The organism is Spirillospora sp. CA-142024 (assembly GCF_050942325.1).
Classification (GTDB): domain Bacteria; phylum Actinomycetota; class Actinomycetes; order Streptosporangiales; family Streptosporangiaceae; genus Spirillospora.
The window spans coordinates 6,646,047-6,667,928 of the sequence record NZ_CP192077.1; the positions used below are offsets into that span (position 1 = coordinate 6,646,047).

Here is a 21,882-nt window from a genome sequence, read left to right on the forward strand (position 1 = left end):
AGGAAGGACGCGCCGGATGCCCAGCGTTCGCACGACCGTCGCCGCCGCCGCGGTCCTGGCCGCGACCGGCTCCACGACCGCCGCGGCGGGACACGCCGAGGTGTACGCGCCGCCGGCCATGGCGCCCGCACTGTCGGCGTCCACCCTCGACGCCCGCTACCAGGCCACTGGCCAGGACATCACGCGCGCCCTGGCCACGGCGGAGCGCGTACGCGACGTAGCGCGGACGCGGGCGCTGTCCGCTTTCCTGGCGCCCGGCCGGCGGTTCCTGTCGTTCGACCCGCGAGGCAATGGACGAGCCGTCGAGGTCTTGGGCGACCTGGAGCACGCCGACCGGATCGCGGTCGTCGTGCCCGGCGCGGACAACACGCTGGCCAACTACGACTCGCCCAAGTTCGTCGGCGGGGGCAGCCGCGCGCTCTACCGGCAGGCCTCCGCCGACGCGCCCCGGGCGCGGATCGCCGTGATCGCCTGGCTCGGCTACGACACGCCCTCGATGCCGAGCGTCGCGGCCGTGACGAGCGGACGCGCGGAGGACGGCGCACACGGCCTCGGCCGCTTCCTCGCCGGCGTGCACCGCGTGAACGGGCATGCCAGGTTCGCCCTGCTCTGCCACAGCTACGGCTCGGTCGTCTGCGGCAAGGCGGCCCGGCACATCGCGCGCCTGCCGGTGGACGAGATCGCCCTGTTCGGCAGCCCCGGCACCACCGTGGAACACGCGTCCGGCCTCGGGACGTCCGCACGGGTCTGGGCGGGCCGGGCCAAGGGCGACTGGATGCGGTACGTGCCCAACGTCCGCTTCGCCGGGCTGGGATTCGGCGCGGATCCCGTCTCGTCCGGCTTCGGCGCCCTGCGCTTCGACGCCGGGACGGGCCCGCACAGCGGCTACCTGAAGCCCGGCTCCCGCGCGCTCCGCAACCTCGCCCTGATCGCCCTCGGCCGCGACGCGGAGGTCACCCATGCCTGAGAACCCGGGTCGCGACCGGGCCGTGGACGCCCTGCGGGCCTTCGCCATCCTCGGCGTCGTGCTCGGCCACTGGCTGGTCACCGCCTTCGTCGCGGACGGCTGGGGCGGCGACCTGCACGTCACCAGCCCGCTGAAGACGATGCCGGAGCTGACCCCCATCACCTGGGTCTTCCAGACGCTCGCCGTGTTCTTCTTCGTCGGCGGGTACTCGGCGGCGAAGGGCCTGCGTCCCGGCGAGCCGTGGGGCCGCCGGATGCGGCGGCGCCTGGCGCGTTTCGCGCGGCCGCTCCCCGTCCTGGCGCTCACGTGGACCCTGGTGGCCGCACTCCTGTGGTGGGCCGGGTTCTCCGCGAGCGGCATCCGCACGCTGATCGAACTGGTGCTCAGCCCGCTGTGGTTCCTGTGCGTCTACGTGGCGCTGACGGCGCTCACCCCGCCGATCGCCGCCGCCTGGAACCGGCTCGGACTCCGGGGCGCGGCACTCCTCGTCGGCGCGACCGCCGCGCTCGACCTCGGCCGCTTCGCGCTCGGCGCGCCCGGATGGACGGGCTGGGCCACCGTCCTCACCGCCTGGCTCGTGCCGTTCTACCTCGGCGTCGGCTGGGCGGGCGGGGCGCTGCGCTCCCGCCGGGCCGGATTCGCCCTGCTCGGCGGGGGCGCCACGGGGGCCGCCCTGCTCGTCCTCTTCGCCGGATACCCGGCGAGCATGGTCGGCGTCCCCGGCGCCGCGATCTCCAACCTCAGCCCGCCGACGCTCGCGGCGGTCGCGTTCGGGCTCGCCCAGACCGGCCTCGCGGTGCTGCTCCACGGGCCGCTGACCCGCTGGACGCGGCACGCCCGGGTCTGGGCGCCGATCCGCGCGGCCAACCGCTCCGCGATGACGATCTTCCTGTGGCACCAGACCGCGCTGATGACCGTCACCGTGGCGGCACTGGCGGCGTTCGGTAGCCTGAGGGGGCTGCACTCCGCACCTGACCAGCCGGAATGGATCGTGGAACGCCTTCCGTGGCTGCTGGTCTCCGGTATCGCGCTCGCCGCGATCCGGGCCCTGGTGGACGGTGGAGCCGGGGGATCCGAACGGCCGGGTCGTCCCGTCCGGGAAAGCGCGCGAAAAAACGTCCGGGGAACCAACTCGATCTCGGACCCGTACATCTCAAGAGGCGTCTCCTGATTCCGGAGGTGAGCCGCGACCCGCTGAACGATCTTGGATGGTGGAAACACGACGATGCCGCCGCATCTGACGACGACCTCGCCGCGCCCGGCCCCGCACAGAACACCGCGCCGGCCCCGTGCCCGGCGTCTCCGGAGGGTCCTGGCCGCCACCGCGTCCATCGGGGTCGTGATGCTGACGACCGCCGGGACCGGGCATGCGGACCCCTACGCCGCGCCGGTCGCCGTCCCCCGGATGGCGCCGTCGACGCTGGACGTCCGGTACGCGGCCGAACGCGGGTCCATCGAGGAGGCGCTGAAGACGGCGCAAAAGGTCGGCGACGTCCGCCGCAACAAAGCGCTCGGGGCGTTCCTCCAGCCCGGGCGCCGTTTCCTCTACTTCGACCCACGCGGCGGTGGACGAGCCATCGAGGTCATCGGCGACCTCGCCAGAGCACGGCGCGTGGCGGTGCTCGTCCCAGGTGCGGACACCACACTGTCCGCGTTCGACAAGCGCGGCGGGAAGCCGTGGTCGACACCTGGTGGCGGCGCACGCGCGGTCTACACGCAGGCACGCTCCATGTCTCCGGACCCTGGTCTGGCGGTGGTCGCGTGGCTCGGCTATGCGGCACCCAAGACTTTCAGCGGTGACGTCCTGACCGACGAGAGGGCCGCCGAAGGCGCCGTCCGGCTACGCCACTTCCTGAAGGGCGTGCACCAGGTCAACCCCGGTGCGAGCGTGGGTCTGCTCTGCCACAGCTACGGCTCCGTCGTGTGCGGCCGTGCCGCACTGGACGGTGCTGACAGCGCCGCCTTGCGGCAGGTCACCGACATCGCCCTCTACGGCAGTCCGGGAACCACCGCCTGGTCGGCCTCCAGGCTGAGCAGCACGGCCCGCGTCTGGGCGGGACGCGGCGCGACCGACTGGATGGAGGACGTCCCGCACGTCCGCATCTTCGGGCTCGGGCTCGGCCCCGACCCGGTCTCCCCCGGGTTCGGCGCACGGGTCTTCGAGGCAGGATCCGGCGGCCACAGCGACTACCTCGCGCCCGGCTCCGCCTCGCTGCGCAACCTGACCGACATCGCACTCGGGCGCCCCTCCACGGTGACTCCCGGCTGACGCCGGTTTCGTCACTTTCGGACAGCCCACCTCAAGGTGGTGGCACCCTGGGAAGGTGAACACCGCGAACGAGGCCGAAATCCGCGAGCAGACCACCCAGCGCCTGGAGAAGGCCATGGGGACCTTCGGCACGGCGGCACTGACCAGCATGGAGGAGCAGCTCCCCTGGTTCCGGCGCATGCCCGCCGACCAGCGCTCCTGGATCGGCCTCGTCGCCCAGGCCGGCATCGCCGCGTTCGTGGAGTGGTTCAAGAGCAACGAGCGGACCCGCCCGGCCATCGCCGGCGAGGTCTTCGGCACCGCGCCCCGCGAGCTGCTGCGCTCCATCAAGCTCCAGCACACCATCGACATGATCCGCGTCATCATCGACGTGGTGGAGACCCGGCTGGACGAGCTCGCCGCTCCCGGCGGCGAGGCCCAGCTGCGCGAGGCGATCCTGCGCTACACGCGTGACGTGGCGTTCGGCGCCGCCCAGGTGTACGCGCGCGCCGCCGAGACGCGCGCCGCCTGGGACGCACGGCTGGAGGCCCTCGTCGTCAACGCGGTGCTGCGCGGCGAGGTCGACGACGGCATGCACTCCTGGGCCGCCGCGCTCGGCTGGACGTCCAAGCCCGTCACCGTCATCGCGGGGTTCACCCCTGAGGACGAAGAACCCGAGGTCACCATCGACCAGATGCAGCTGGCCGCGCGCCGCGCGCGCGCCGACGTGCTGGCCGGCGTCCAAGGACACCGGGTCATCGCCATCGTGGGCGGTGACGCCGACCCCATGGAGGCCGCGCGCCCGATCGCCGCCAAGTGCGGACCCGGCCCGGTCGTCGTCGGCCCGCGGGTGGGCGACCTCTACGACTCCACGCGGTCCGCGCGCGCCGCCGTCGCCGGCCTGCGCGCCGCCGCCGGCTGGCCGGACGCGCCCCGCCCGGTACAGGCCACCGAGCTGCTCCCCGAGCGCGCGCTGGACGGCGACGACGAGGCACGCCGCTACCTGGTGGAGAGCGTCTACAACCCGATGCTCGCCGCCGGCGCCCCGCTGCTCGACACGCTCACCACCTACCTCGAACAGGGCTCGTCGCTGGAGGCGACCGCGCGGCTCCTGTTCGTCCACCCCAACACCGTCCGCTACCGGCTCCGCCGGGTCACCGAGCTGACCGGCCTCGCCCCCACCGACGGCCGCAACGCGTTCACCCTCCGCATCGCCCTCGTCCTGGGCCGTTTCCAGAGCCGCTCCACTCATATCTAGGGACCCTTGTAGAGGTCGTACAAAGCTCCCTGACCAAAGTTCGTCGCGAACGGCATCGTGGCGGGAGGGGCATTGCGGGCAGGCTGGACGCTGTGATTCTCCTCGCATCGCCCGGCCAGGGCGCCCAGACCCCCGGCTTTCTGCAGCCATGGCTAGAGATACCCGGAGTCGCCGACCGGCTCGCCTGGTGGTCGGCGGTCACGGGTCTCGACCTGGTCCGCTACGGGACGGTCGCGGACGCCGAGGAGATCCGGGACACCGCCGTGGCGCAGCCGCTGCTGGTCGCCGCCGCGCTCGCCGCCTGCGAGGTGCTCTACGAGGACGGGCAGGCGGGGCCGGACGCCGTGGCCGGGCACAGCGTCGGCGAGCTGGCCGCCGCGGCGATCGCCGGGGTGCTGACGCCCGAGGCGGCGCTGGTCCTCGTCCGGGAGCGGGGCCGGGCGATGGCCGAGGCCGCCGCCGTCACCGAGACCGGGATGACCGCCGTGCTCGGCGGCGACCCGGACGAGGTCCTCGCCTCGATCGACAAGCACGGGCTCACCCCCGCCAACGTCAACGGCGCCGGCCAGATCGTCGCCGCCGGGACCACGGAGCGCCTCGCGCGGTTCGCCGAGGAGCCGCCCCCCAAGGCCAGGCTCCGGCCGCTGTCGGTCGCGGGCGCCTTCCACACCGAGCACATGGAGCCCGCCGTCGACACCCTCCGCCGCCTCGCGCCCGGCGCGCCCGTCGCCGCCCCGCGCACGCGGCTGCTGCAGAACCGGGACGGCGCCGTCGTCGAGGACGGCCGCGAGTTCGTCGCCCGGCTCGTCGACCAGGTCAGCGCGCCCGTCCGCTGGGACTCGTGCATGACGACCATGCGGGACCTCGGCGTCACCGCGATCATCGAGCTGCCGCCCGCCGGGACGCTGACCGGCCTCGCCCGCCGCGAGCTGAGGGGCGTCGAGCTGCTCGCCCTCAAGACCCCCGAGGACCTGGACAAGGCCCGCGAGCTGATCAAGGCGCACACCTCATGACCGCCACGATCAAGATTCCCGAGGCGACGCCCGGCGCCCGCATCCTGGCGTTCGGCGACTACCGTCCCGCCCGCATCGTCACCAACGACGAGATCGCCAAGACGGTCGACACCAACGACGAGTGGATCCGCAGCCGCGTCGGCATCTCCGAGCGGCGCATCGCCGGCGACGACGAGGGCATCGTCGAGCTGGGCGCGCACGCGGGCGGCAAGGCCCTCGCCAACAGCGGGCTCGCCCCGTCCGACATCGACCTCGTGATCCTCGCGACCTGCTCGGCGGAGTCGCCGATGCCGGGCCACGCCGCGCAGGTCGCACACCGCCTCGGCATCGACGCGCCCGGCGCGTTCGACCTCAACGCCGCCTGCGCCGGGTTCTGCTACGCGCTCGGCACCGCCAGCGCCGCCGTCCGGGCCGGGAGCGCCCGCAACGTGCTGGTGATCGGCTCGGAGAAGATGTCCCAGTGGATCGACTGGACCGACCGGTCGACCTGCATCATCTTCGCGGACGGCGCCGGCGCGGCGGTCGTCACCGGCAGCGAGACCCCCGGCATCGGCCCGGTCGTGTGGGGCAGCGCCGGCGACAAGTACGACAAGATCATCATCGAGGACCGGCACTCGTTCATCCGCCAGGAGGGGCAGGCGGTGTTCCGCTGGGCCACCTCCGCCATCGCGCCCATCGCGGTCCAGGCGTGCGAGCGCGCCGGGATCCGCCCGGAGGACCTCGCCGCCGTCGTCCCGCACCAGGCCAACCTGCGGATCATCGAGGCGATCGCCCGCAAGGTGAAGGCCACCAACGCCGTCGTCGCCGACGACATCGTGCAGTCCGGCAACACGTCGGGCGCCTCCATCCCGCTTGCGCTTTCCCGCATGATCGAACGCGGCGACGTGCCGTCCGGCGCCCCGGCCCTGCTGGTCGGTTTCGGCGCCGGGCTGTCCTACGCTGCCCAAGTCATCCAGATCCCGTAGGCCGTCACGCCTGCTCGCAGGCTCTGGACCAACCCACCGAAGGAGAAAGCAGAACCATGGCAGTCGCCACCGAACAGCAGATCCTGGACGGCCTCGCCGAGATCATCGATGAGATCGTCGGCATCGACAAGGCCGAGGTCACCCCGGAGAAGAACTTCATCGACGACCTCGACATCGACTCGCTGTCGATGGTGGAGATCGCCGTCGCCGCGCAGGACCAGTTCGGGGTCGAGATCCCCGACGACGAGCTGCGCAACCTCAAGACCGTCAAGGACGTCGTCAACTTCGTGCAGAACCTGCAGCAGAGCTAGATCCGCGGGGAGGGCGCGCCGCCGGCCGGCCGGAGGCGGCGCGCCCGACCCTCACCCCCTCACAGTCCGCAAGGAGCGCCCACATGAGCAAGAGCCAGACCAGAGTCGTGGTGACCGGTCTCGGTGCAACGACCCCACTCGGCGGAGACCTGCCGTCGACCTGGTCCGCCCTGCTCGCCGGAGAGTCCGGGATCCGCAAGCTGGACTGGGAGGGCGTCGAGGACCTGCCGGTCCAGTTCGCCGCCACGCTGAAGGTCCAACCGTCGGAGGTCATGCCGAAGCAGATCCTGCGCCGGCTCGACCGCAACCAGGCGATCGCGCTGATCGCGGCGCGCGAGGCGTGGACGAGCGCCGGGTTCGCCCAGCCGTCCGGCGGCAAGCCGCAGAAGGGCATGGACCGGGCCGGTGTGGACGGCGGCTTCGCCGTGGACGGCGAGCGCCTCGGCGTCGTGCTGTCCAGCGGCATCGGCGGCCTGCACACCGCCCTGAACAGCTACGACGTCTTCCGGGAGAAGGGCTGGTCGCGGGTCTCGCCCTTCACCGTCCCGATGCTGATGCCGAACGGCGCGTCCGGGCACGTCGGCATCGAGTTCGGCGCCATGGCCGGCTCGCACGCCCTGGTGAGCGCCTGCGCGTCCAGCGGCGAGGCGGTCGGCTACGCCATCGACATGATCCGCGCCGGCCGCGCGGACGTGGTGATCTGCGGCGGCACCGAGTCGTGCATACACCCGCTCCAGATGGCCTCGTTCGGCGCCATGCGCGCGATGTCGACCCGCAACGAGGAGCCGGAGCGCGCGTCCCGGCCCTACGACAAGAACCGCGACGGGTTCGTCCTCGGTGAGGGCGCCGCCGCGATGATCCTGGAGTCGGAGGAGCACGCCCGTGCCCGCGGCGCGGAGATCCACGGCTTCGCCTCCGGCTGCGGCTACTCCGGCGACGCCTACGACATCGTCCTGCCCGACCCGTCCGGGGCCGGACAGGCCAAGGCGATGCAGCGCGCCCTCAAGGACGCAGGGCTGGAGCCCGCCGACATCGTGCACATCAACGCGCACGCCACCTCCACCCCCGCCGGCGACGTGGCCGAGCTCGCCTCCATCAAGGCCGGCCTCGGCGAGGAGGCCGCGGGGCAGGTCGTCGTCACCGCCACCAAGTCGATGACCGGGCACCTGCTCGGCGGCGCGGGCGCACTGGAGTCGATCTTCACCGTGCTCGCGCTGAAGGAGGGCATCGTCCCCTTCGTCGCCAACCTGGAGGACGTCGACGACGACGTCGACCTGGACGTCGTCCGGGACGAGCCGCGCAAGCTGGCCGACGGCCCCGCCGCGGCGCTCAACAACTCGTTCGGTTTCGGCGGCCACAACGTCTCGGTAGCCTTCGAGCGCGCCGTCTGACCGCGACCCACTGATCCCGCGCACGTAGAACGGCCCGGCGAGCCTCATCGGCTCGCCGGGCCGTTTTCGTGCTCCTGTTCCCCGGTATCCGGCAACGGCCTCCGCCACCGCGCGAGCGCGCTACCTGACCGGTGGGGCGAAGCCGAAGGCGAGCCCCACCGGGAAGCTCGCGAAGCGAGGTCGCGCTCGCCCAAGAACGGTCAAGGTGCGAGCCGCCAGGCGAGCACCTTGACCGTTCTTGCAATCAAACAGCAGCGTGGAGCCAGCGGACGGGGGCGCCGTCGCCGGCCCGGCGGAAGGGCTCCAGCTCGTTGTCCCACGGGGTGCCGAGAAGGCGTTCGAGCTCGTGCTCCAGGGTGATCTTCCCGACGGCGGCGTTCGCCATCACCGAGCGGAGCCGGTCCTCGGGGACCATGATGTCGCCGCTGGCGCCGATGACGCCGGTGAACACCCCGAGGGACGGGGTGAAGCTGAAGCGGACACCGTCGGTGCCCGGCGTCGGATCCTCGGTGGCCTCGAACCGCACCAGTTTCCAACTCCGCAGCGCGGAGGTGATGCCCGCGGCGGTGCCCGGCTTCCCCTCCCAATGGAGCTCGGCGCGCAGCGTGCCCGGCGCCGCCGCCTGATCAGCCCACTCAAGGGAAACGGGCACCCCAAGGACACCTGCGGCGGCCCACTCGATGTGCGGGCTCAGCGCAGGTGGCGCGGAGTGGACGTAGAAAACGCCACGTGCGGTCACCGGACCTCCTGGATCTGTACCGAGGCTCGTCTTCCCCTACGGCCTCGTAAGTCCCAAGTCGGCGTCCGCGTCCCTCATTGTGCATCATCGGCACGAGTCGCACCACCGTGAGTCCACCGTTTGTTGAACGCTTGACTACGGGATGCGCGCCGTTCACCTGGCTCGCGCGCAAGATTAGGCCCTCCCGAACCCGCCTTGGGGCGAAAAGGCGCAAGAGGCAGAGACCGCATCCGGCTGCGCCATCGATGACTTTCCGTTCGATCATCGTCACCGTGCGTCGCGGGTTCGGCATGATGGGCGCGGGGGCGGGTCGTGAACGGAGGCGAGGACCGATGTTCGACCAACAGGCGCGGCTGGAGCGGCTCCTGGCACGGCACCGCGACGCCGTCGTGGTGGAGCCGCTGCCGGGGCGGCCGGCGCTGATCCGCCGGGACGAGATCCTCGTCGCCGCGCAGGACGCGGCCGCCGCCGAAGACCTGGTGCGGCGCTGGCACGACTCGCGCCGGGACGACCACGGCGTCGCCAGGCTGCGGCTGCGCGCGCCGGCGAAGGTGGACGTCTGCGAGCTCGCGGCGCGGCTCGGCGGCGACGGGCGGCATCGCCGGCTGAGCGTGTCGCCGAACCATCTCGTCCTCGGCCAGCCGATGTGGTGGAGCGGGCCGGCGGACTCACCCCGCGCGGCCGCGCCCGTGCCGGCGCCCGGGGCCGTCCCGGCGCGCCGGGACGTGACGGTGGCGATCCTCGACACGGGCCTGTCGCCGCACCCCTGGTACGCGGACGCGGAGTGGTACCGCGAGCAGCGCGACGAGGTGGCGGAGGTCCTGGACGCCGACCTGGACTTCGAACTGGACGCGCAGGCCGGCCACGGGACGTTCGTCGCGGGCGTGGTGCTGCGGCAGGCGCCGGCGGCGCGGCTGCGGGCCCGGCGGGTCATCGGCGGCGACGGGGTCGGCGACGAGCTGGACGTGATCCGGGCGCTCGGGTGGCTCGCCGGATGGGGGCGCGCCGACGTCGTGAACCTCTCGCTCGGCTGCCACACCTACGACGACCGCCCCTCGCCGGTGCTGGCGCGGGCCGTCGCCGCACTCGGCCGCCGCACGGCCGTCGTGGCGTGCGCGGGGAACGCGGGCACCGACCGCCCGTTCTGGCCCGCCGCGATGAAGCCGGTCATCGGCGTCGCCGCGCTGGACGGCGGTGACCGCGCCTGGTTCTCCAACTACGGCTGGTGGGTGGACGCGTGCGCGGAGGGCGTCGGCGTCGCCAGCACCTTCGTCCGCTTCGAGGGGTTCGACGGCTACGCGACGTGGAGCGGCACCTCGTTCGCGGCGCCCGTGGTGGCGGGACGGATCGCCGCCCTGGCGGCGGCGGAGGGCATCGGCGCGGCCGAGGCGGCGGACCGCGTCCTCGATCCGGCCCGGCACCCGGCGCTGCCGGACCTCGGGACGAAAGTGCACGCTGCGTCAGCGGAAAATGCCATAGGGTGAGCAAGGAGCGGGGGGCCTCGGGAGGAGACTTCGGTGGCCCGCAGGGACGGTACGGACGAGCTGGTGGTCCGGGCACGCGACGGCGACGGTGACGCGTGGGCCCGGCTGGTCGAGCGGCACAGCGCGCTGCTGTGGTCGATCGCCCGCTCGCACGGGTTGAACGACGCCGATTCGGGCGACGTGGTGCAGACCACGTGGCTGCGTCTGGTGGAGCGGATCGACGGGCTGCGCGAGCCGTCCGCGATGGGCTGCTGGCTGGCCACGACCGCGCGGAACGAGAGCCTGCGGCTGGTGCGCCGCCGCGGCCGCGACCTTCCGCAGGTACCCGCGCCGCGCGAGCCCGAGCCGGGCCCCGACCAGGTGGTCGCGGCCCGTGAGCGGCTCGGCCGGGTCGGCGCCGCGCTGGAGACGCTGCCGCGGCGCTGCCGGACGCTGCTGCGGCTGTTCGCGCTGGCGCCGAGCCACGCCGAGCTCGCCGCCGCCCTCGGGATCCCCGTCGGCAGCGTCGCCCCGACGCGGGCGCGCTGCCTGGAGGCGCTGCGGAGGCTCGTCCCGTGAACGACGACGAGCTGATGGCCGAGGTCCGGGACGCGTTCGGGGTCCTCGACCCCGTGCCCGAAGACGTGCTGGCGGCGGCCCGCGCGTCGATCGCATGGCGGGCGCCGGCCGCGGCCCTGGCGGAACTGACCCACGACCGGGCCGGGCGCCCGGCGGCCGGTGTCCGCGGCGGCGCCGCCCGGACGCTGACGTTCACGTGCCCCGGCTCGACCGTCGAGATCGAGGTGTCGCCGGACGGCCGGCACCGGGAGATCACCGGGCGGCTGGTCCCGTCCGCGGCGGCGCTCGTCCAGGTCCGGCACCGGGACCTGCCGGAGGGCGGGGTCACGGCGCGGGCGGAGCCCGCCGGGCTGTTCTGCCTGCCGCGCGTGCCGGCCGGCCTGGTCAGCCTGACGTTCCGGCTGGACGACGGGACGTCGATCGTCACGAGCTGGATCCGGCTGTGACCGGGCCGGACGAGCGGGCGCTGCTGCGGCTGGCGGCGATGAACCCCGCGACGGCGCTCGCACGCGCACGCGACCTGCTGGAGGCCGGCGGCGGGATCCTCGCGCTGCGGGTGGCCGCGCTGGCGGCCAAGGAGCTGGGCCGGCTGGACGAGGGTCTCTCCTACCTGCACCGCGCTCTCGAATCGGCCCGTGAGTCCGACGGCTACGCGACGGCGCAGGTGCGGATGAATCTCGTCGGCCTGCTCACGGCCCAGGGTGACGTCACCGGGGCCCTCACCCATGCGCGTGAGGCGGAGCCCGTCCTGCGCGGCGCGGACGCAGACCGTCTGGCCGCGAACAAGGCGTGCGCTCTGGCGCGTGCAGGGCGCCTGGACGAGGCCCACGAAGTCGCCGCCGAGGCCTTACCTCGGCTACGTGAAGGGCACGATCCAGCCGCGCTCAACGGGTTGCTCACCAACCTGGGCCTGGCCCGGGCCTTCCTCGGTGACTACGACGGTGCGGAGAAGGCTCTGGCGGAGGCGGTCGCCGTTGGTGAGGCCGCCGGGATGCATCACCAGACGGCCATGTCCAAAGGCAATCTGGCGTTCACGGTGTCGCGCCGTGGGGACGTCCCGCGCGCGCTTCGCCTCTTTGCCGAGGCCGAACCCGGCCTGAGCGGCGAACGCTGGGCGCAATGCCGGTTCGACCAAGCCGAGACCCTCATCATGGCCGGTCTGCCAGGCGAGGCACGTCTCGTCTTGACCTCCGCCTTGGACGCGGCCACGGCGAACGGCTACCGATGCGACGTCGCCGACGGTTACCTGCTCCTCGCCCACGCCGAGCTGGCCGACGGCAACGCCGAGCAGGCCACGGAAGCGGCCGAACAAGCCCGCACCGCCTTCGCCGAACAGCAGCGCACCGGATGGATGCTGCTGGCCGAGCACGTCCTGCTCAAGGCCCGCTGGGCGTCCGGTGAGCGCCACGCCATCCTGCTCCGCTCGGCCATGGCCACGGCGGAACGCCTCGCGAACGGAGGCTGGGTGGACGCCGCCGACGAGGCCCGCATCGTCGCAGCGCGCGTGGCGCTGTCCCTGGGCAGACCGGCGGGGCACCTGCTCACCTGTGTCGGACGTTCGCGCGGCCCCGCCCCGGCCCAGATCGCGGCCTGGCACGCGGTGGCACTCGAACGCTCGGCGCGGAACGACGACAGGGGCGCGGTGGCGGCGGTCAGGGCCGGGCTCGAGGTGACCGAAGACCACGCGGAGGTGCTCGACGCGCTCGACCTGCGTGCCCGCGCGGCCGGGCTCGCCGCCGAACTGGCGGAACTCGGTCTCCGGCTGGCCGGTTCGGCGCGGGAACTGCTCGCGGTGGAGGAGCGGCGGCGGGCGATCGCGCGCCCGGTCCGGGTCCGCCCGCCCAAGGACCCAGAACGCGCCGCCGCACTGACCGAGCTGCGCTCCCTCAGCGCCGGCCACACGGCCGACACCGCCTGCGGCGGCGCCCCGTCCGTGCTCTCGGCCGACCTGGAGGCGCGGATCCGCGCGCAGACGCGCCGCCGCCCGTCCGGCGCCCTGCCGCCGCGCTCGGCCGCCGCCACCGAGATCGCCGCCGTGCTCGGCGACCGCGCCCTCGTCGAGCTGATCGCCATCGGAACCGAGTTGCACGCCGTCACCATCGCCGGTGGCCGCCCCCATCGCCACCACCTGGGAGCGTCCGACGAGGCCGTCCGCGAGATCGGGCTGATCCGCTTCGCCGTCCGCCGCCTGGCCGACGAGGTCGACCCGCAGACGCTCTCCGCCCTCCAGGGCGCCGCCGACCGCCTCGACCGTCTCCTCCTCGCCCCGCTGAGACCCGTCGTCGGCGACCGCGGGCTGGTCATAGCCCCGACCGGCGCGCTGCACGGCCTGCCCTGGGCGGCGCTCCCGTCCCTGACCGGACGCCCGTTCACGATCGTCCCGTCGGCAGGGGCGTGGCTTCACGCCGGCACACGGACCGGCTCGGATGGACACACCGTCCTCGTCGCGGGCCCTGACCTCCAGCACACCGAACGCGAGATCGCCTCTTTGCGACGCCTCCACCCGGATGCCGTCGTCTTAGACGGCGACGACGCGCGCGCGGAACGCGTCCGGGACGCCCTCGACGGCGCCGCGCTCGCCCACATCGCCGCCCACGGCGAGTTCCGCGAGGGCAACGCCCTGTTCTCTCGGCTGCGCCTGGCGGACGGCCCGCTGATGGTGCACGACCTCGATGAGCTGACCGTCCCGCCGCACCTGATCGTCCTGTCCGCGTGCGACGTCGGCCGCGCCGACGAGGGCGACGCAGTCCTGGGCATGGCCGGTGTCCTCCTCGCCCTGGGCACGGCCACGGTCATCGCCAGCGTCACCCCCGTCCGGGACGAGGCCACCCCGGCCTTCATGACGGCCTTCCACACCGCCGTGGCGGCAGGCCTGCCCCCCTCGCAGGCCCTGGCCGCGGTCCCCCGCACGAGCGCCACGACCGGGTTCCTGGCCATGGGCGCCGGGTGAGAGGGAAGGTCGTGTCAGTTGTCGCCGGTGGCTATCGGGTTGGCGGGATCGGTCACCCAGTTGGACCAGGAGCCCACGTAGAGGGCGGCCGGGATGCCGGCGAGGTTGAGGGCGAGGATCTCGTGGGCGGCGGTGACGCCGGACCCGCAGTAGGCACCGACGTCCAAGGCGTCGGTGGCACCGAGCTGGGCGAAGCGTTCGCGCAGGAGCTCGGGGGGCAGGAAGCGGCCGTCCACGCCGACATTGCCGGACGTGGGGGCGTTGCGTGCGCCCGGGATGTGACCGGCGACCGGGTCCACGGGCTCCTGCTCACCGCGGTAGCGCTCGGCGGCGCGGGCGTCGAGGAGGACGCCCGCAGTGGCCAGTTCGGCGGCGCCCTCCGCGTCCAGGACGGGCAGCCGGCCCGGCTTGGCGAGGAAGTTGCCCGGTTTGACGTCGGGTTCGGCGGTGCCCACCGGGTGGCCGGCCTCCGTCCAGGCGCGGTAACCGCCGTCCAGGACGCGGACCCGGTCGTGCCCGAAGTAGCGCAGCGACCACCAGACGCGGGCGGCGGACATGGAGTCGGCGTCGTCGTAGGCCACGACCAGGCTGTCCGCCGAGACGCCGGCGCGGCGCATGGCCGACTCGAAGGCGACGGGTTCGGGAAGGGGATGGCGGCCGCCGGCCCCGGGCGGTCCGGCCACATCGTGGTCGAGGTCGACGAACACGGCGCCAGGAAGGTGCCCCCTGCGGTAGGACTCGATCCCCGGCGGTCCCGCCAGATGCCATCGGACGTCCAGCAGGACCACGGGCGTCTGCCGCCGGAGCAGCCGGTCCAGCGCGGGCACTTCGATGAGAGGGTGCACATCGCCAGTTTGACCGCCGTTGCCCCGATTAGGGAGGGGCGAATGCCGGTTCATCTCAACTCCGCAGGTGTCAGGGCCGGGACGTGCTGAGCAGCGGCACGAGTTGCTCCGCGGCCACGAGGGAGCCGTGCATCCCGACCATCTCGTTGAGCCACGGTTCCCGCTCGGACGCGACGATCGCGAGGTCGGCGTGCGGTACGGCGATCACGTCGCCGATGCGCTCCAGCATCCCCGGGCCGATCGGTCCGAACCAGCCGCCGTCGACGGCCTCGGCCCGTGACACGACCCATGCCCGGTCGCCCAGCATCGCCGTCCAGGTGGCGAGCACATCGTCGTGCGCGCCGGCCTCGCTGTAGACGTAGCGGCATCGGGCGTCGCCGCCGAGGAGGGCGACACCGTCGCGCAGCTCGGGCACCGTGTCGGCGTCGACCCTCTCGGACGGGTCCACCATGCCGTGGTCGGCCGTCACGTGGAGGGCCGATCCGGGCGGCAGGGCGGCCGCGATCTGCTGCGCGAGGCCGTCCACGAACCGCAACTGGAACCGCCACTCCGCCGAGCCGGTGCCGAACTGGTGGCCGGCCGCGTCGAGGTCGGCGTGGTACACGGTGACGTACGACCGGTCGCCGCGGCGCAGGGCCGTCCTGGTGCGACCGACCAGCTGCCCGGGGCCGTCGGAGGCCAGGTAGTCGGCGCCGCGCGTGGTGGCGCGGCTGAGGCTGGAGCCCCGGTAAAGGCCGCGCGCCACGTAGGCGACCTTGACGCCGTCCGCGGCCGCGCGCGCGTACACGGTCGGGACGGGCTGGAACGTCTCCGGGTCGACGGAGTCGTCCTGCCACCGCAGGCAGTTCAGCAGGCGACCGGTGCCGGGGATCGCGACCTGCACCCCGAGCAGCCCGTGCTCGCCCGGCGGGACGCCGGTCGCCAGCGAGCCGAGGCTGCTGACCGTCGTCGCCGGGAACCCGGCGGTGATCGGGCCGCCGGTCATCGCGGCCAGGTAGGGCGCCTCGTCCGGATGGGCCCTCAGCTGCTCCCAGCCGAGCCCGTCGACGAGCAGGACGCAGACGCGCGGAACGGCCGGCAGCCCCAGGACGTCCACCGCGCCGGGCACGCCCAGCGACGCCAGCACCGAGCCCGGCAGATCGGCGAGCGCCCCCGCCCCGTACCGCGGAACGGGCACCGCCAGGGTCTCTGCGCTCCGCTGAAGCTCCGCTCCGGTCACCGGGCACCACCCCCCGTGGGGAGCGACCCCCCACACCCCCCGCACAAGCAGACCGCCCAGCGCCCTGCGCTCCGCTGGAGCTCCGCTCCAGTCACCGGGCGGTCGCCGCGGACAGTTCCTCGGCGAACGCCAGCACCTGGCTCACCGCGTCCGCGCCGTCCGCGGCCTCGCTGACCCGCAGCGACAGGTCGTCGGCCGTGACGCTTCCGGTGTAGCCGTGGTCGGCCTCGCAGTTCTCGTCGCCGCACGTCGCGGGTTCGAGGTCGATGTGCGCGATGGCGCCCCAGCCGATGGTGAGCACGACCTCGGTGGGCGGTACGCCCGGCACGTAGGACGCGGGGTCCGGGACGACCCGCGTCACCGCGACCGACTGGACGCGTTCCAGCTTGACGGCCTCGGTGGTCGTGGACGCGTGCGGGCGGGTCATGCCCTCGCCGGGCGGGTGCTCGTCGGTGTGGCACACCAGCAGCCGGGCCGCCGACAGCACGAGCACCGTGACGTGCCGCCGCACCTCCATCGCGGGGTCGAACGTCGCCTCGTGGTGGACGACGTAGGCGACGACGCGCTCGTCCCCGACGGCCGACTCGACCGCGTCCGCGACCAGGGCCGGGTAGTAACCGCTGCGCTCGATCGCCGTGCGCAGACCGCCGGCGGTCGCTCGGGTTTCCCTCATGGCCCCATCCTGCCCTGTCCAGGGCCGGACGCGCACATGACCGTTCCGGCACGCGGTCATTCGCGCGCGTGCGGGGTACAGGGGGTGCATGGACGAGCATCCACTGCCGACACCGCCGCCGGTGCCCCCGCCGACACCGGACCCGGCGCCGCCCCCGCAGCCGCCGGTGCCGCCCGAACCTCCGCCCGGCCCCGCACCTGGGCCCGCGCCCCAGCCGCCCGGGCCCATCCCTCCTGGCCCGTCACCCGAGCCCGTTCCGCCCGGCCCGCCCCCTGAGCCCAGCCCGCCCCCACCGCCGCCCGAGCCGATCCCACCAGGGCCCGCGCCGGACCCCTTCCCGCCGACACCGGAACCCAGCCCACCGCCGCCTCCGGACTGAGCCTCCGCAACACCGGTCAGGCAAGGCGACGCGGCCGGACGCCCCCCGTCATGGCGGAAGGCGCCGGGCCTCCGCGTCGCCAGGCCACCGCGTCGCCAGGCCACCGCGTCGCCAGGCCACCGCGTCGCCAGGCCACCGCGTCGCCAGGCAGATGCGTCACCAGGCCCATGCGTCACCAGGCCCATGCGGCGCCGGCCCGACGCGTCACGAGGCGCCGATGCGGAGGATCAGAGGCGGCGCGGGCCGAGTTCGGGGCGCGGGCCGATGGGGCGCTCCAGCGTCAGCGTGACCTCGCGCACCGTGACGCCGTCGCCGTCGACCATGACCGGGCTCAGTTCCAGCCGCGCCACCTCGGGCAGGTCGTAGCCGAGGCGGGAGGCGCGCAGCAGCAGTTCTTCCAGCGCGCCCACGTTCACGGGCTCCGCGCCCCGGTGGCCGAGCAGCAGCGGGGCCGTGCGGATGGCGCGGATCATCTCCGCGGCCTCCACGTCCGCGAGCGGCGACAGCCGGTAGGCGCGATCGTCCAGCAGGGCGGCGGTCTCGTCCGCGATGCCGAACGAGATCAGCGCGCCGAACGAACGGTCCTCCCTGACCACGACGCGGGTCGGCACGCCGTCCCCGCCTTCGGCGATCCCGATGCCGTAGCAGGCGAGCAGCTCCGCCGCCTGCTCCGGCGTGGCGTCCACCGGCCCGCCGTCGCCGAGCCAGCCGGCGACCAGCTCCCGCGCCCGGTCGCGGTCCACATCGCCGAACACGGGCATGCGGCCGGCGGGACGCTGCCGCCACTGCGCGTACCGGATCACGTACGCGAGCGCCCGGACGGCGTCCTCCGGCGCGGTGTAGGACGGCACGGACCCCTCGGCCGCCATCCCGTCGGGGCCGGTGACGCGCAGGTCGGCCGGCATCCCCTCGGTGCCGAGATAGGTCGCCACGATCGGTTTCCTGCCCGCCGCGGACAGCCGCAGGATCCGCTCCGGCACGCGCACGTCGTAGCCGCCGATCGTCGGGGGCGTGAACAGGGCCACGACCGCGTCGACCGTGTCGTCCTCCAGCGCCCCCGCGAGGGCGGCCTCGTAGTCGTCGGCGTCCGCGCGGGGGCCGAGGTCGATGCGCGGCCGGACCTCCAGGCCGAGCGCCACCGCCGCGTCCTGCGCGAGCAGGCCCAGCGAGTTGGAGTTGTCGATGATCGCGATGCGGTCGCCCGCCGGGAGCGGCTGGTAGGCCAGCACCTGCGCGACGTCGAACAGCTGCGCCAGGTCCTCCACCCGGATCAGGCCGGCCTGCTCGAACAGCGCGCTGACCGCGTGGTCGGGCAGCGTGAGCGCCTGCGCGGCGTGCCCGAGCGGGACGCCCTGGGTGCTGCGGCCGCTCTTGACCGCCACGATCGGCTTGCGGCGGCCGAGCCGGCGCGCCAGCCGGGCGAACTTGCGCGGGTTGCCCAGCGACTCCAGGTACAGCAGGACGGCCTTGGTCGCCGGGTCCTCCTCCCAGTACTGCATGAGGTCGTTGCCGGACACGTCCGCGCGGTTCCCGGCGGACACGAAGGTGGAGAGGCCGAGGCCGCGTTCCGCGGTCCGCTGCAGGATGGCGATGCCGAGCGCACCGGACTGGGAGAAGAAACCCACCGGCCCTCGTCCGGGCATGGTCGGCGCCAGGGTGGCGTTCAGCCGCACGTCCGTGTCGGTGTTGGCGATCCCCAGGCAGTTTGGGCCCACGACGCGCATCCCGTAGGCGCGGGCGAGCCGCACCAGCTGCTCCTGGGCGCCGCGTCCTTCGTCCCCTACCTCGCCGAAGCCGGACGACACGACGACCAGGCCGTGCACGCCCTTGCTCGCGCACTCCTCCACGACCTCGTGGACGGCGTCGGCTCGGACGGCCACGACCGCGAGGTCCACATCGTCCGGGATCTCCAGGACGGACGCGTACGCGCGCACCCCCGCCACCGCCACCGCCGTCGGATGCACCGGGTACACGGGCCCGCTGAAGTCCCCGGACAGCAGGTTGCGCAGAACGGTCTGCCCGACGCTGTGCTCGGCGCGGCTCGCCCCGATCACCGCCACCGAACGCGGGAACAGCAGCCGCTGGATCGACCGCGACTCGGCCCGGTGCTCGCGCGCCGTCATGACCTCCAGCGAGGTGTCCGTCGGCTCCAGGTCCAGGACGAGCTCGATCACGCCCTCCTCGAACCGCTGCTCCGCCCGGTACCCCGCCTCCCGGAACACCCGCGTCATCCGGCGGTTGTCGGGCAGGACGCTCGCCACGAACCGGCGCACGCCCCGCTCCCGGGCCGCGGCGGCGATGTGCTCCAGCAGCACCGGGCCGACACCGCGGCCCTGGTGCGCGTCCTCGACGAGGAACGCGACCTCCGCCGTCTCGGGCCGGTCGCTCAGCCGGTCGTACCGGACGACCGCCACCATCTCCTCCGCGATCGTGGCGATCAGCGCGACCCGCCGGTCGTGGTCGACGGTCGTGAAGTGCTCGACGTCACGGTCCGACAGGTGCGGGCGCGGCGAGAAGAACCGGTAGTAGATCGACTCCGGGGACAGCCGCGCGTGGAACATGCGGAGGAGATCGGCGTCATCAGGCCGGATGGGACGCAGATGGGCCGTCCCGCCGTCGCTGAGGACGACGTCGGCCTCCCACTGATCCGGGTAACCCTCGGTCACGTACCCGAGGGTAGGGCACGGGCGCCCCGCGGCCCGAGCCACGAAAAACGAGGCTTCCTGAGTTTCGCTGCGCGTTCGAGACCTAATCCGGGCTCAAGAGCTGTTACGGTCAAGCACACGCCCAGAATTGCCGCTCGCGCGGGCCGTGTTGATCGAGGTGATGACTCCATGACGCGCGTGGTCGTGGTCGGCGATCTTATGACTGACACCGTGGCGCGTGCCGCCTACCCCTTGTCCAAGGGGAGCGACACGCCCGCCGCCGTGACGATGCACGGTGGCGGCTCCGGCGCCAACGTGGCCGCATGGCTCGCCGTGGAGGGAACCGACGCAGCCTTCGTCGGCCGCCGCGGCTCCGACATCGCCGGCCGTAACCGGGACATGGAGCTGATGGGATACGGCGTCGACGCCCGTCTCGTCATGGACCAGGAACGTCCCACCGGAACCTGCGTGGTGATGGTCACCCACAAGGGCGACCGGACGATGCTCTCGGACCCCGGCGCCAACGGAGCGCTTCTCCCCGAAGACATCGAGCGCTGCAAGGACCTGTTCTCGCAGGGCACCCACCTGCACCTGTCCGGCTACTCGCTGATCAACGAGGGCTCCCGCAAGGCGGCCATCCACACGCTGGACATCGCCCGCAAGGCGCAGATGTCGGTGTCGGTGGACGGCGGCTCGTCCTCGCCCCTCAAGCGGATGGGCGCCGAGCCCTTCCTGGAGTGGACGCAGGGCGCCCGCATGCTCATCGTCAACGCCAAGGAGGCCGAGATCCTCACCGGCCGCGACACGCCCGAGCAGGCCGCCAAGGTGCTGACCGCCTGGTACCCGCAGGTCGTGATCAAGAGCGGCGCCGACGGCGCCCTCTGGTACACCAACGGCCGCCCCGAGCCCGTCACCGTCGCCGCCGAACCCGTCGACAAGATCGTCGACGGCACCGGCGCCGGCGACGCGTTCGTCGCGGGTCTCCTCCCGCCCTGGCTGGACGGCAAGCAGCCCGCCGACGCCCTCACCGCCGGCTGCCGGCTCGCCGCCCGCGCCATGCAGCACCTCGGCGCCCGCCCCACCCTCGACGTGGTCGACAACCAGATCAAGTGAGAGGGGCCCCTCAGGCGAGGGGCGTGTAGGTGCGGACGTCCTCCTTGACCGCGGCCCAGAGGCGGTTGAGGGGGTGGCCGGCGTCGTACCGTTCGAGGTCGGCGCGGCGGACGAAGGCGCCCGTCATGAGTTCGGCCTTGGGCTCCAGATCGTCGTGCAGCCCCACGGCGCGCAGCGGGGCGGCGTCCGGGTCCTCCTGCGCGGCCATGCCGCGGCCGATCGAGCCGGTGACGATCATGCTTCCGCGGACGAAACCGGACCGCAGCAGCGACAGGCCGTAGTGCACGTCGTCGATGTCGGCGACGACGTTGAGCCGCTCCCGGAAGTTCGTCCCGTACCAGGTGGCGAGGAGGTCGGCGACGAGCCCGGCGGGCGGCACCACCAGCGGGACGCGGGCGAGTCCGCTGGTGGCCACGGGCGTGTCGGGCAGTTCGTCCACGGTCAGGTTGGTGAGCAGCAGCGCCTGGCCCCGGGCGTACTCGACGACCTCGTACTCCTTCAGGCGCAGGTCGCCCTCCGGGGTGCTGACGATGCTGCCGCAGATGAGGTCGACCTGGCGGGTCTCCAGGCGTGACCACAGGTCCTTGGTGCGGACGTGGGCGACCTTGAACTCCACCTCGCGCTGCCGGAACTCCTCCGAGACCCGGTCCCAGGCACGGGACACGATGGGCAACGTGAACTCCGTCGTGCCGACTGTCAGCATGCGGCCGAGGCGGCGCCGGCTCCAGTGAATGGACTCCAGCCATTTCTCGAACGTCATGCGTGCCAGTTCGACCGTGGTCTCACCGGTCGGGGTGAACAGGAAGTCCTTTCCGCGCCCCTGCCGGACGGTCAGCACCTCCCCGCAAAGGGTCTGGCTGTTCCGGTTCAGCGTGTCGAGCTGTTTCTGGACGCTCGACTGCTCACGCCCGAGAACCCGGGCGGCCCTCAGCGCCGACCCCGTCTCGTGCACCACCAGCAATGTCCGCAACTGGTCGAACGTCATGTCGAGCAGTCCGGGCGGGCAGTCGAGGAGCGCGTCGAGATTCGGTGACACGGGGAGGGACATTACTACCTCTTCGGTCGCCCGGCGGAAATGGCCGGATGGTCAACTGGGCCGGAAATGATGACATTTCCCGCTGAAC

The 21,882-nt window shown here is 73.4% G+C and carries 19 protein-coding genes; 13 read left to right on the top strand and 6 right to left on the bottom strand.

Annotated elements, in window-relative coordinates:
• Positions 1–16 precede the first annotated feature (16 nt).
• The 8 genes from ACQPZP_RS31465 to ACQPZP_RS31500 all read left to right on the top strand — a co-directional run bounded on the left by ACQPZP_RS31465 (position 17) and on the right by ACQPZP_RS31500 (position 8,153).
• The gene (locus ACQPZP_RS31465; RefSeq protein ID WP_433473334.1) at positions 17–967 is read left to right on the top strand and encodes an alpha/beta hydrolase; all 951 of its coding nucleotides are present in this window, start codon (positions 17–19) and stop codon (positions 965–967) included.
• Positions 960–2,138: an acyltransferase family protein gene (locus tag ACQPZP_RS31470; RefSeq protein ID WP_433473335.1), complete on the top strand. Its 1,179-nt coding sequence runs from the start codon at positions 960–962 to the stop codon at positions 2,136–2,138. The genes ACQPZP_RS31465 and ACQPZP_RS31470 overlap by 8 nt, the downstream gene beginning before the upstream one ends.
• Before the next feature lie 54 nt (positions 2,139–2,192).
• Entirely contained in the window at positions 2,193–3,236 is a 1,044-nt protein-coding gene (locus ACQPZP_RS31475) for an alpha/beta hydrolase (RefSeq protein ID WP_433473336.1), read from the top strand.
• Between the two features lie 115 nt (positions 3,237–3,351).
• Positions 3,352–4,473 (top strand): PucR family transcriptional regulator, encoded by a 1,122-nt coding sequence (locus tag ACQPZP_RS31480; RefSeq protein ID WP_433479705.1) that lies wholly within the window; start codon positions 3,352–3,354, stop codon positions 4,471–4,473.
• A 92-nt stretch (positions 4,474–4,565) separates the two neighbouring features.
• The gene (locus ACQPZP_RS31485) at positions 4,566–5,486 is read left to right on the top strand and encodes an ACP S-malonyltransferase (RefSeq protein WP_433473337.1); all 921 of its coding nucleotides are present in this window, start codon (positions 4,566–4,568) and stop codon (positions 5,484–5,486) included.
• Entirely contained in the window at positions 5,483–6,451 is a 969-nt protein-coding gene (locus ACQPZP_RS31490) for a beta-ketoacyl-ACP synthase III (protein WP_433473338.1), read from the top strand. The genes ACQPZP_RS31485 and ACQPZP_RS31490 overlap by 4 nt, the downstream gene beginning before the upstream one ends.
• A gap of 56 nt (positions 6,452–6,507) precedes the next feature.
• The gene (locus ACQPZP_RS31495; protein ID WP_433473339.1) at positions 6,508–6,762 is read left to right on the top strand and encodes an acyl carrier protein; all 255 of its coding nucleotides are present in this window, start codon (positions 6,508–6,510) and stop codon (positions 6,760–6,762) included.
• An 83-nt stretch (positions 6,763–6,845) separates the two neighbouring features.
• Positions 6,846–8,153, top strand: coding sequence for a beta-ketoacyl-[acyl-carrier-protein] synthase family protein (locus ACQPZP_RS31500; RefSeq protein WP_433473340.1), 1,308 nt, complete (start codon positions 6,846–6,848; stop codon positions 8,151–8,153).
• Between the two features lie 244 nt (positions 8,154–8,397).
• On the opposite strand, the gene ACQPZP_RS31505 is transcribed toward ACQPZP_RS31500, so the two are convergent.
• A complete protein-coding gene (locus tag ACQPZP_RS31505; RefSeq protein ID WP_433462997.1) occupies positions 8,398–8,892 on the bottom strand; it encodes a DUF3145 domain-containing protein in 495 nt (164 codons plus the stop codon).
• Positions 8,893–9,224: 332 nt separating this feature from the next.
• Here ACQPZP_RS31505 and ACQPZP_RS31510 point away from each other — a divergent pair, with 332 nt between their 5' ends.
• The 4 genes from ACQPZP_RS31510 to ACQPZP_RS31525 are packed head-to-tail and all read left to right on the top strand — an operon-like array spanning position 9,225 to position 13,884.
• Positions 9,225–10,376, top strand: coding sequence for a S8 family peptidase (locus ACQPZP_RS31510; protein WP_433473341.1), 1,152 nt, complete (start codon positions 9,225–9,227; stop codon positions 10,374–10,376).
• A 33-nt stretch (positions 10,377–10,409) separates the two neighbouring features.
• Entirely contained in the window at positions 10,410–10,934 is a 525-nt protein-coding gene (locus ACQPZP_RS31515) for an RNA polymerase sigma factor (protein WP_433473342.1), read from the top strand.
• Complete coding sequence (locus tag ACQPZP_RS31520) at positions 10,931–11,380, top strand: hypothetical protein (protein WP_433473343.1); 450 nt, start codon at positions 10,931–10,933, stop codon at positions 11,378–11,380. The genes ACQPZP_RS31515 and ACQPZP_RS31520 overlap by 4 nt, the downstream gene beginning before the upstream one ends.
• Entirely contained in the window at positions 11,377–13,884 is a 2,508-nt protein-coding gene (locus ACQPZP_RS31525) for a CHAT domain-containing protein (protein ID WP_433473344.1), read from the top strand. The genes ACQPZP_RS31520 and ACQPZP_RS31525 overlap by 4 nt, the downstream gene beginning before the upstream one ends.
• 14 nt (positions 13,885–13,898) lie before the next feature.
• Here the strand turns inward: ACQPZP_RS31525 and ACQPZP_RS31530 are convergent, their stop codons facing one another.
• The 4 genes from ACQPZP_RS31530 to ACQPZP_RS31545 form a co-directional block, all read right to left on the bottom strand.
• Positions 13,899–14,729: a sulfurtransferase gene (locus tag ACQPZP_RS31530; RefSeq protein WP_433473345.1), complete on the bottom strand. Its 831-nt coding sequence runs from the start codon at positions 14,727–14,729 to the stop codon at positions 13,899–13,901.
• 70 nt (positions 14,730–14,799) lie between these two features.
• Entirely contained in the window at positions 14,800–15,948 is a 1,149-nt protein-coding gene (locus tag ACQPZP_RS31535; protein ID WP_433473346.1) for an alkaline phosphatase family protein, read from the bottom strand.
• Between the two features lie 91 nt (positions 15,949–16,039).
• On the bottom strand, positions 16,040–16,621 hold the full coding sequence (locus ACQPZP_RS31540; protein WP_433473347.1) for a DUF5998 family protein: 582 nt from the start codon (positions 16,619–16,621) through the stop codon (positions 16,040–16,042).
• A 606-nt stretch (positions 16,622–17,227) separates the two neighbouring features.
• On the bottom strand, positions 17,228–19,666 hold the full coding sequence (locus ACQPZP_RS31545; RefSeq protein ID WP_433473348.1) for a GNAT family N-acetyltransferase: 2,439 nt from the start codon (positions 19,664–19,666) through the stop codon (positions 17,228–17,230).
• A 168-nt stretch (positions 19,667–19,834) separates the two neighbouring features.
• Here ACQPZP_RS31545 and ACQPZP_RS31550 point away from each other — a divergent pair, with 168 nt between their 5' ends.
• On the top strand, positions 19,835–20,758 hold the full coding sequence (locus ACQPZP_RS31550; protein WP_433473349.1) for a carbohydrate kinase family protein: 924 nt from the start codon (positions 19,835–19,837) through the stop codon (positions 20,756–20,758).
• 10 nt (positions 20,759–20,768) lie between these two features.
• Here ACQPZP_RS31550 and ACQPZP_RS31555 read toward each other — a convergent pair whose 3' ends face one another.
• Complete coding sequence (locus tag ACQPZP_RS31555) at positions 20,769–21,794, bottom strand: LysR family transcriptional regulator (protein WP_433463007.1); 1,026 nt, start codon at positions 21,792–21,794, stop codon at positions 20,769–20,771.
• Between the last annotated feature and the right edge of the window lie 88 nt (positions 21,795–21,882).

Excerpts from the sequence above, each read along its gene's own strand:
- ACQPZP_RS31470 (WP_433473335.1), top strand. The coding sequence starts at position 960 with ATGCCTGAGAACCCGGGTCGCGACCGGGCCGTGGACGCCCTGCGGGCC.
- ACQPZP_RS31475 (WP_433473336.1), top strand. The coding sequence starts at position 2,193 with ATGCCGCCGCATCTGACGACGACCTCGCCGCGCCCGGCCCCGCACAGA.
- ACQPZP_RS31540 (WP_433473347.1), bottom strand. The coding sequence starts at position 16,621 with ATGAGGGAAACCCGAGCGACCGCCGGCGGTCTGCGCACGGCGATCGAG.
- ACQPZP_RS31465 (WP_433473334.1), top strand. The coding sequence starts at position 17 with ATGCCCAGCGTTCGCACGACCGTCGCCGCCGCCGCGGTCCTGGCCGCG.
- ACQPZP_RS31495 (WP_433473339.1), top strand. The coding sequence starts at position 6,508 with ATGGCAGTCGCCACCGAACAGCAGATCCTGGACGGCCTCGCCGAGATC.
- ACQPZP_RS31510 (WP_433473341.1), top strand. The coding sequence starts at position 9,225 with ATGTTCGACCAACAGGCGCGGCTGGAGCGGCTCCTGGCACGGCACCGC.
- ACQPZP_RS31550 (WP_433473349.1), top strand. The coding sequence starts at position 19,835 with ATGACGCGCGTGGTCGTGGTCGGCGATCTTATGACTGACACCGTGGCG.
- ACQPZP_RS31480 (WP_433479705.1), top strand. The coding sequence starts at position 3,352 with ATGGGGACCTTCGGCACGGCGGCACTGACCAGCATGGAGGAGCAGCTC.
- ACQPZP_RS31490 (WP_433473338.1), top strand. The coding sequence starts at position 5,483 with ATGACCGCCACGATCAAGATTCCCGAGGCGACGCCCGGCGCCCGCATC.
- ACQPZP_RS31500 (WP_433473340.1), top strand. The coding sequence starts at position 6,846 with ATGAGCAAGAGCCAGACCAGAGTCGTGGTGACCGGTCTCGGTGCAACG.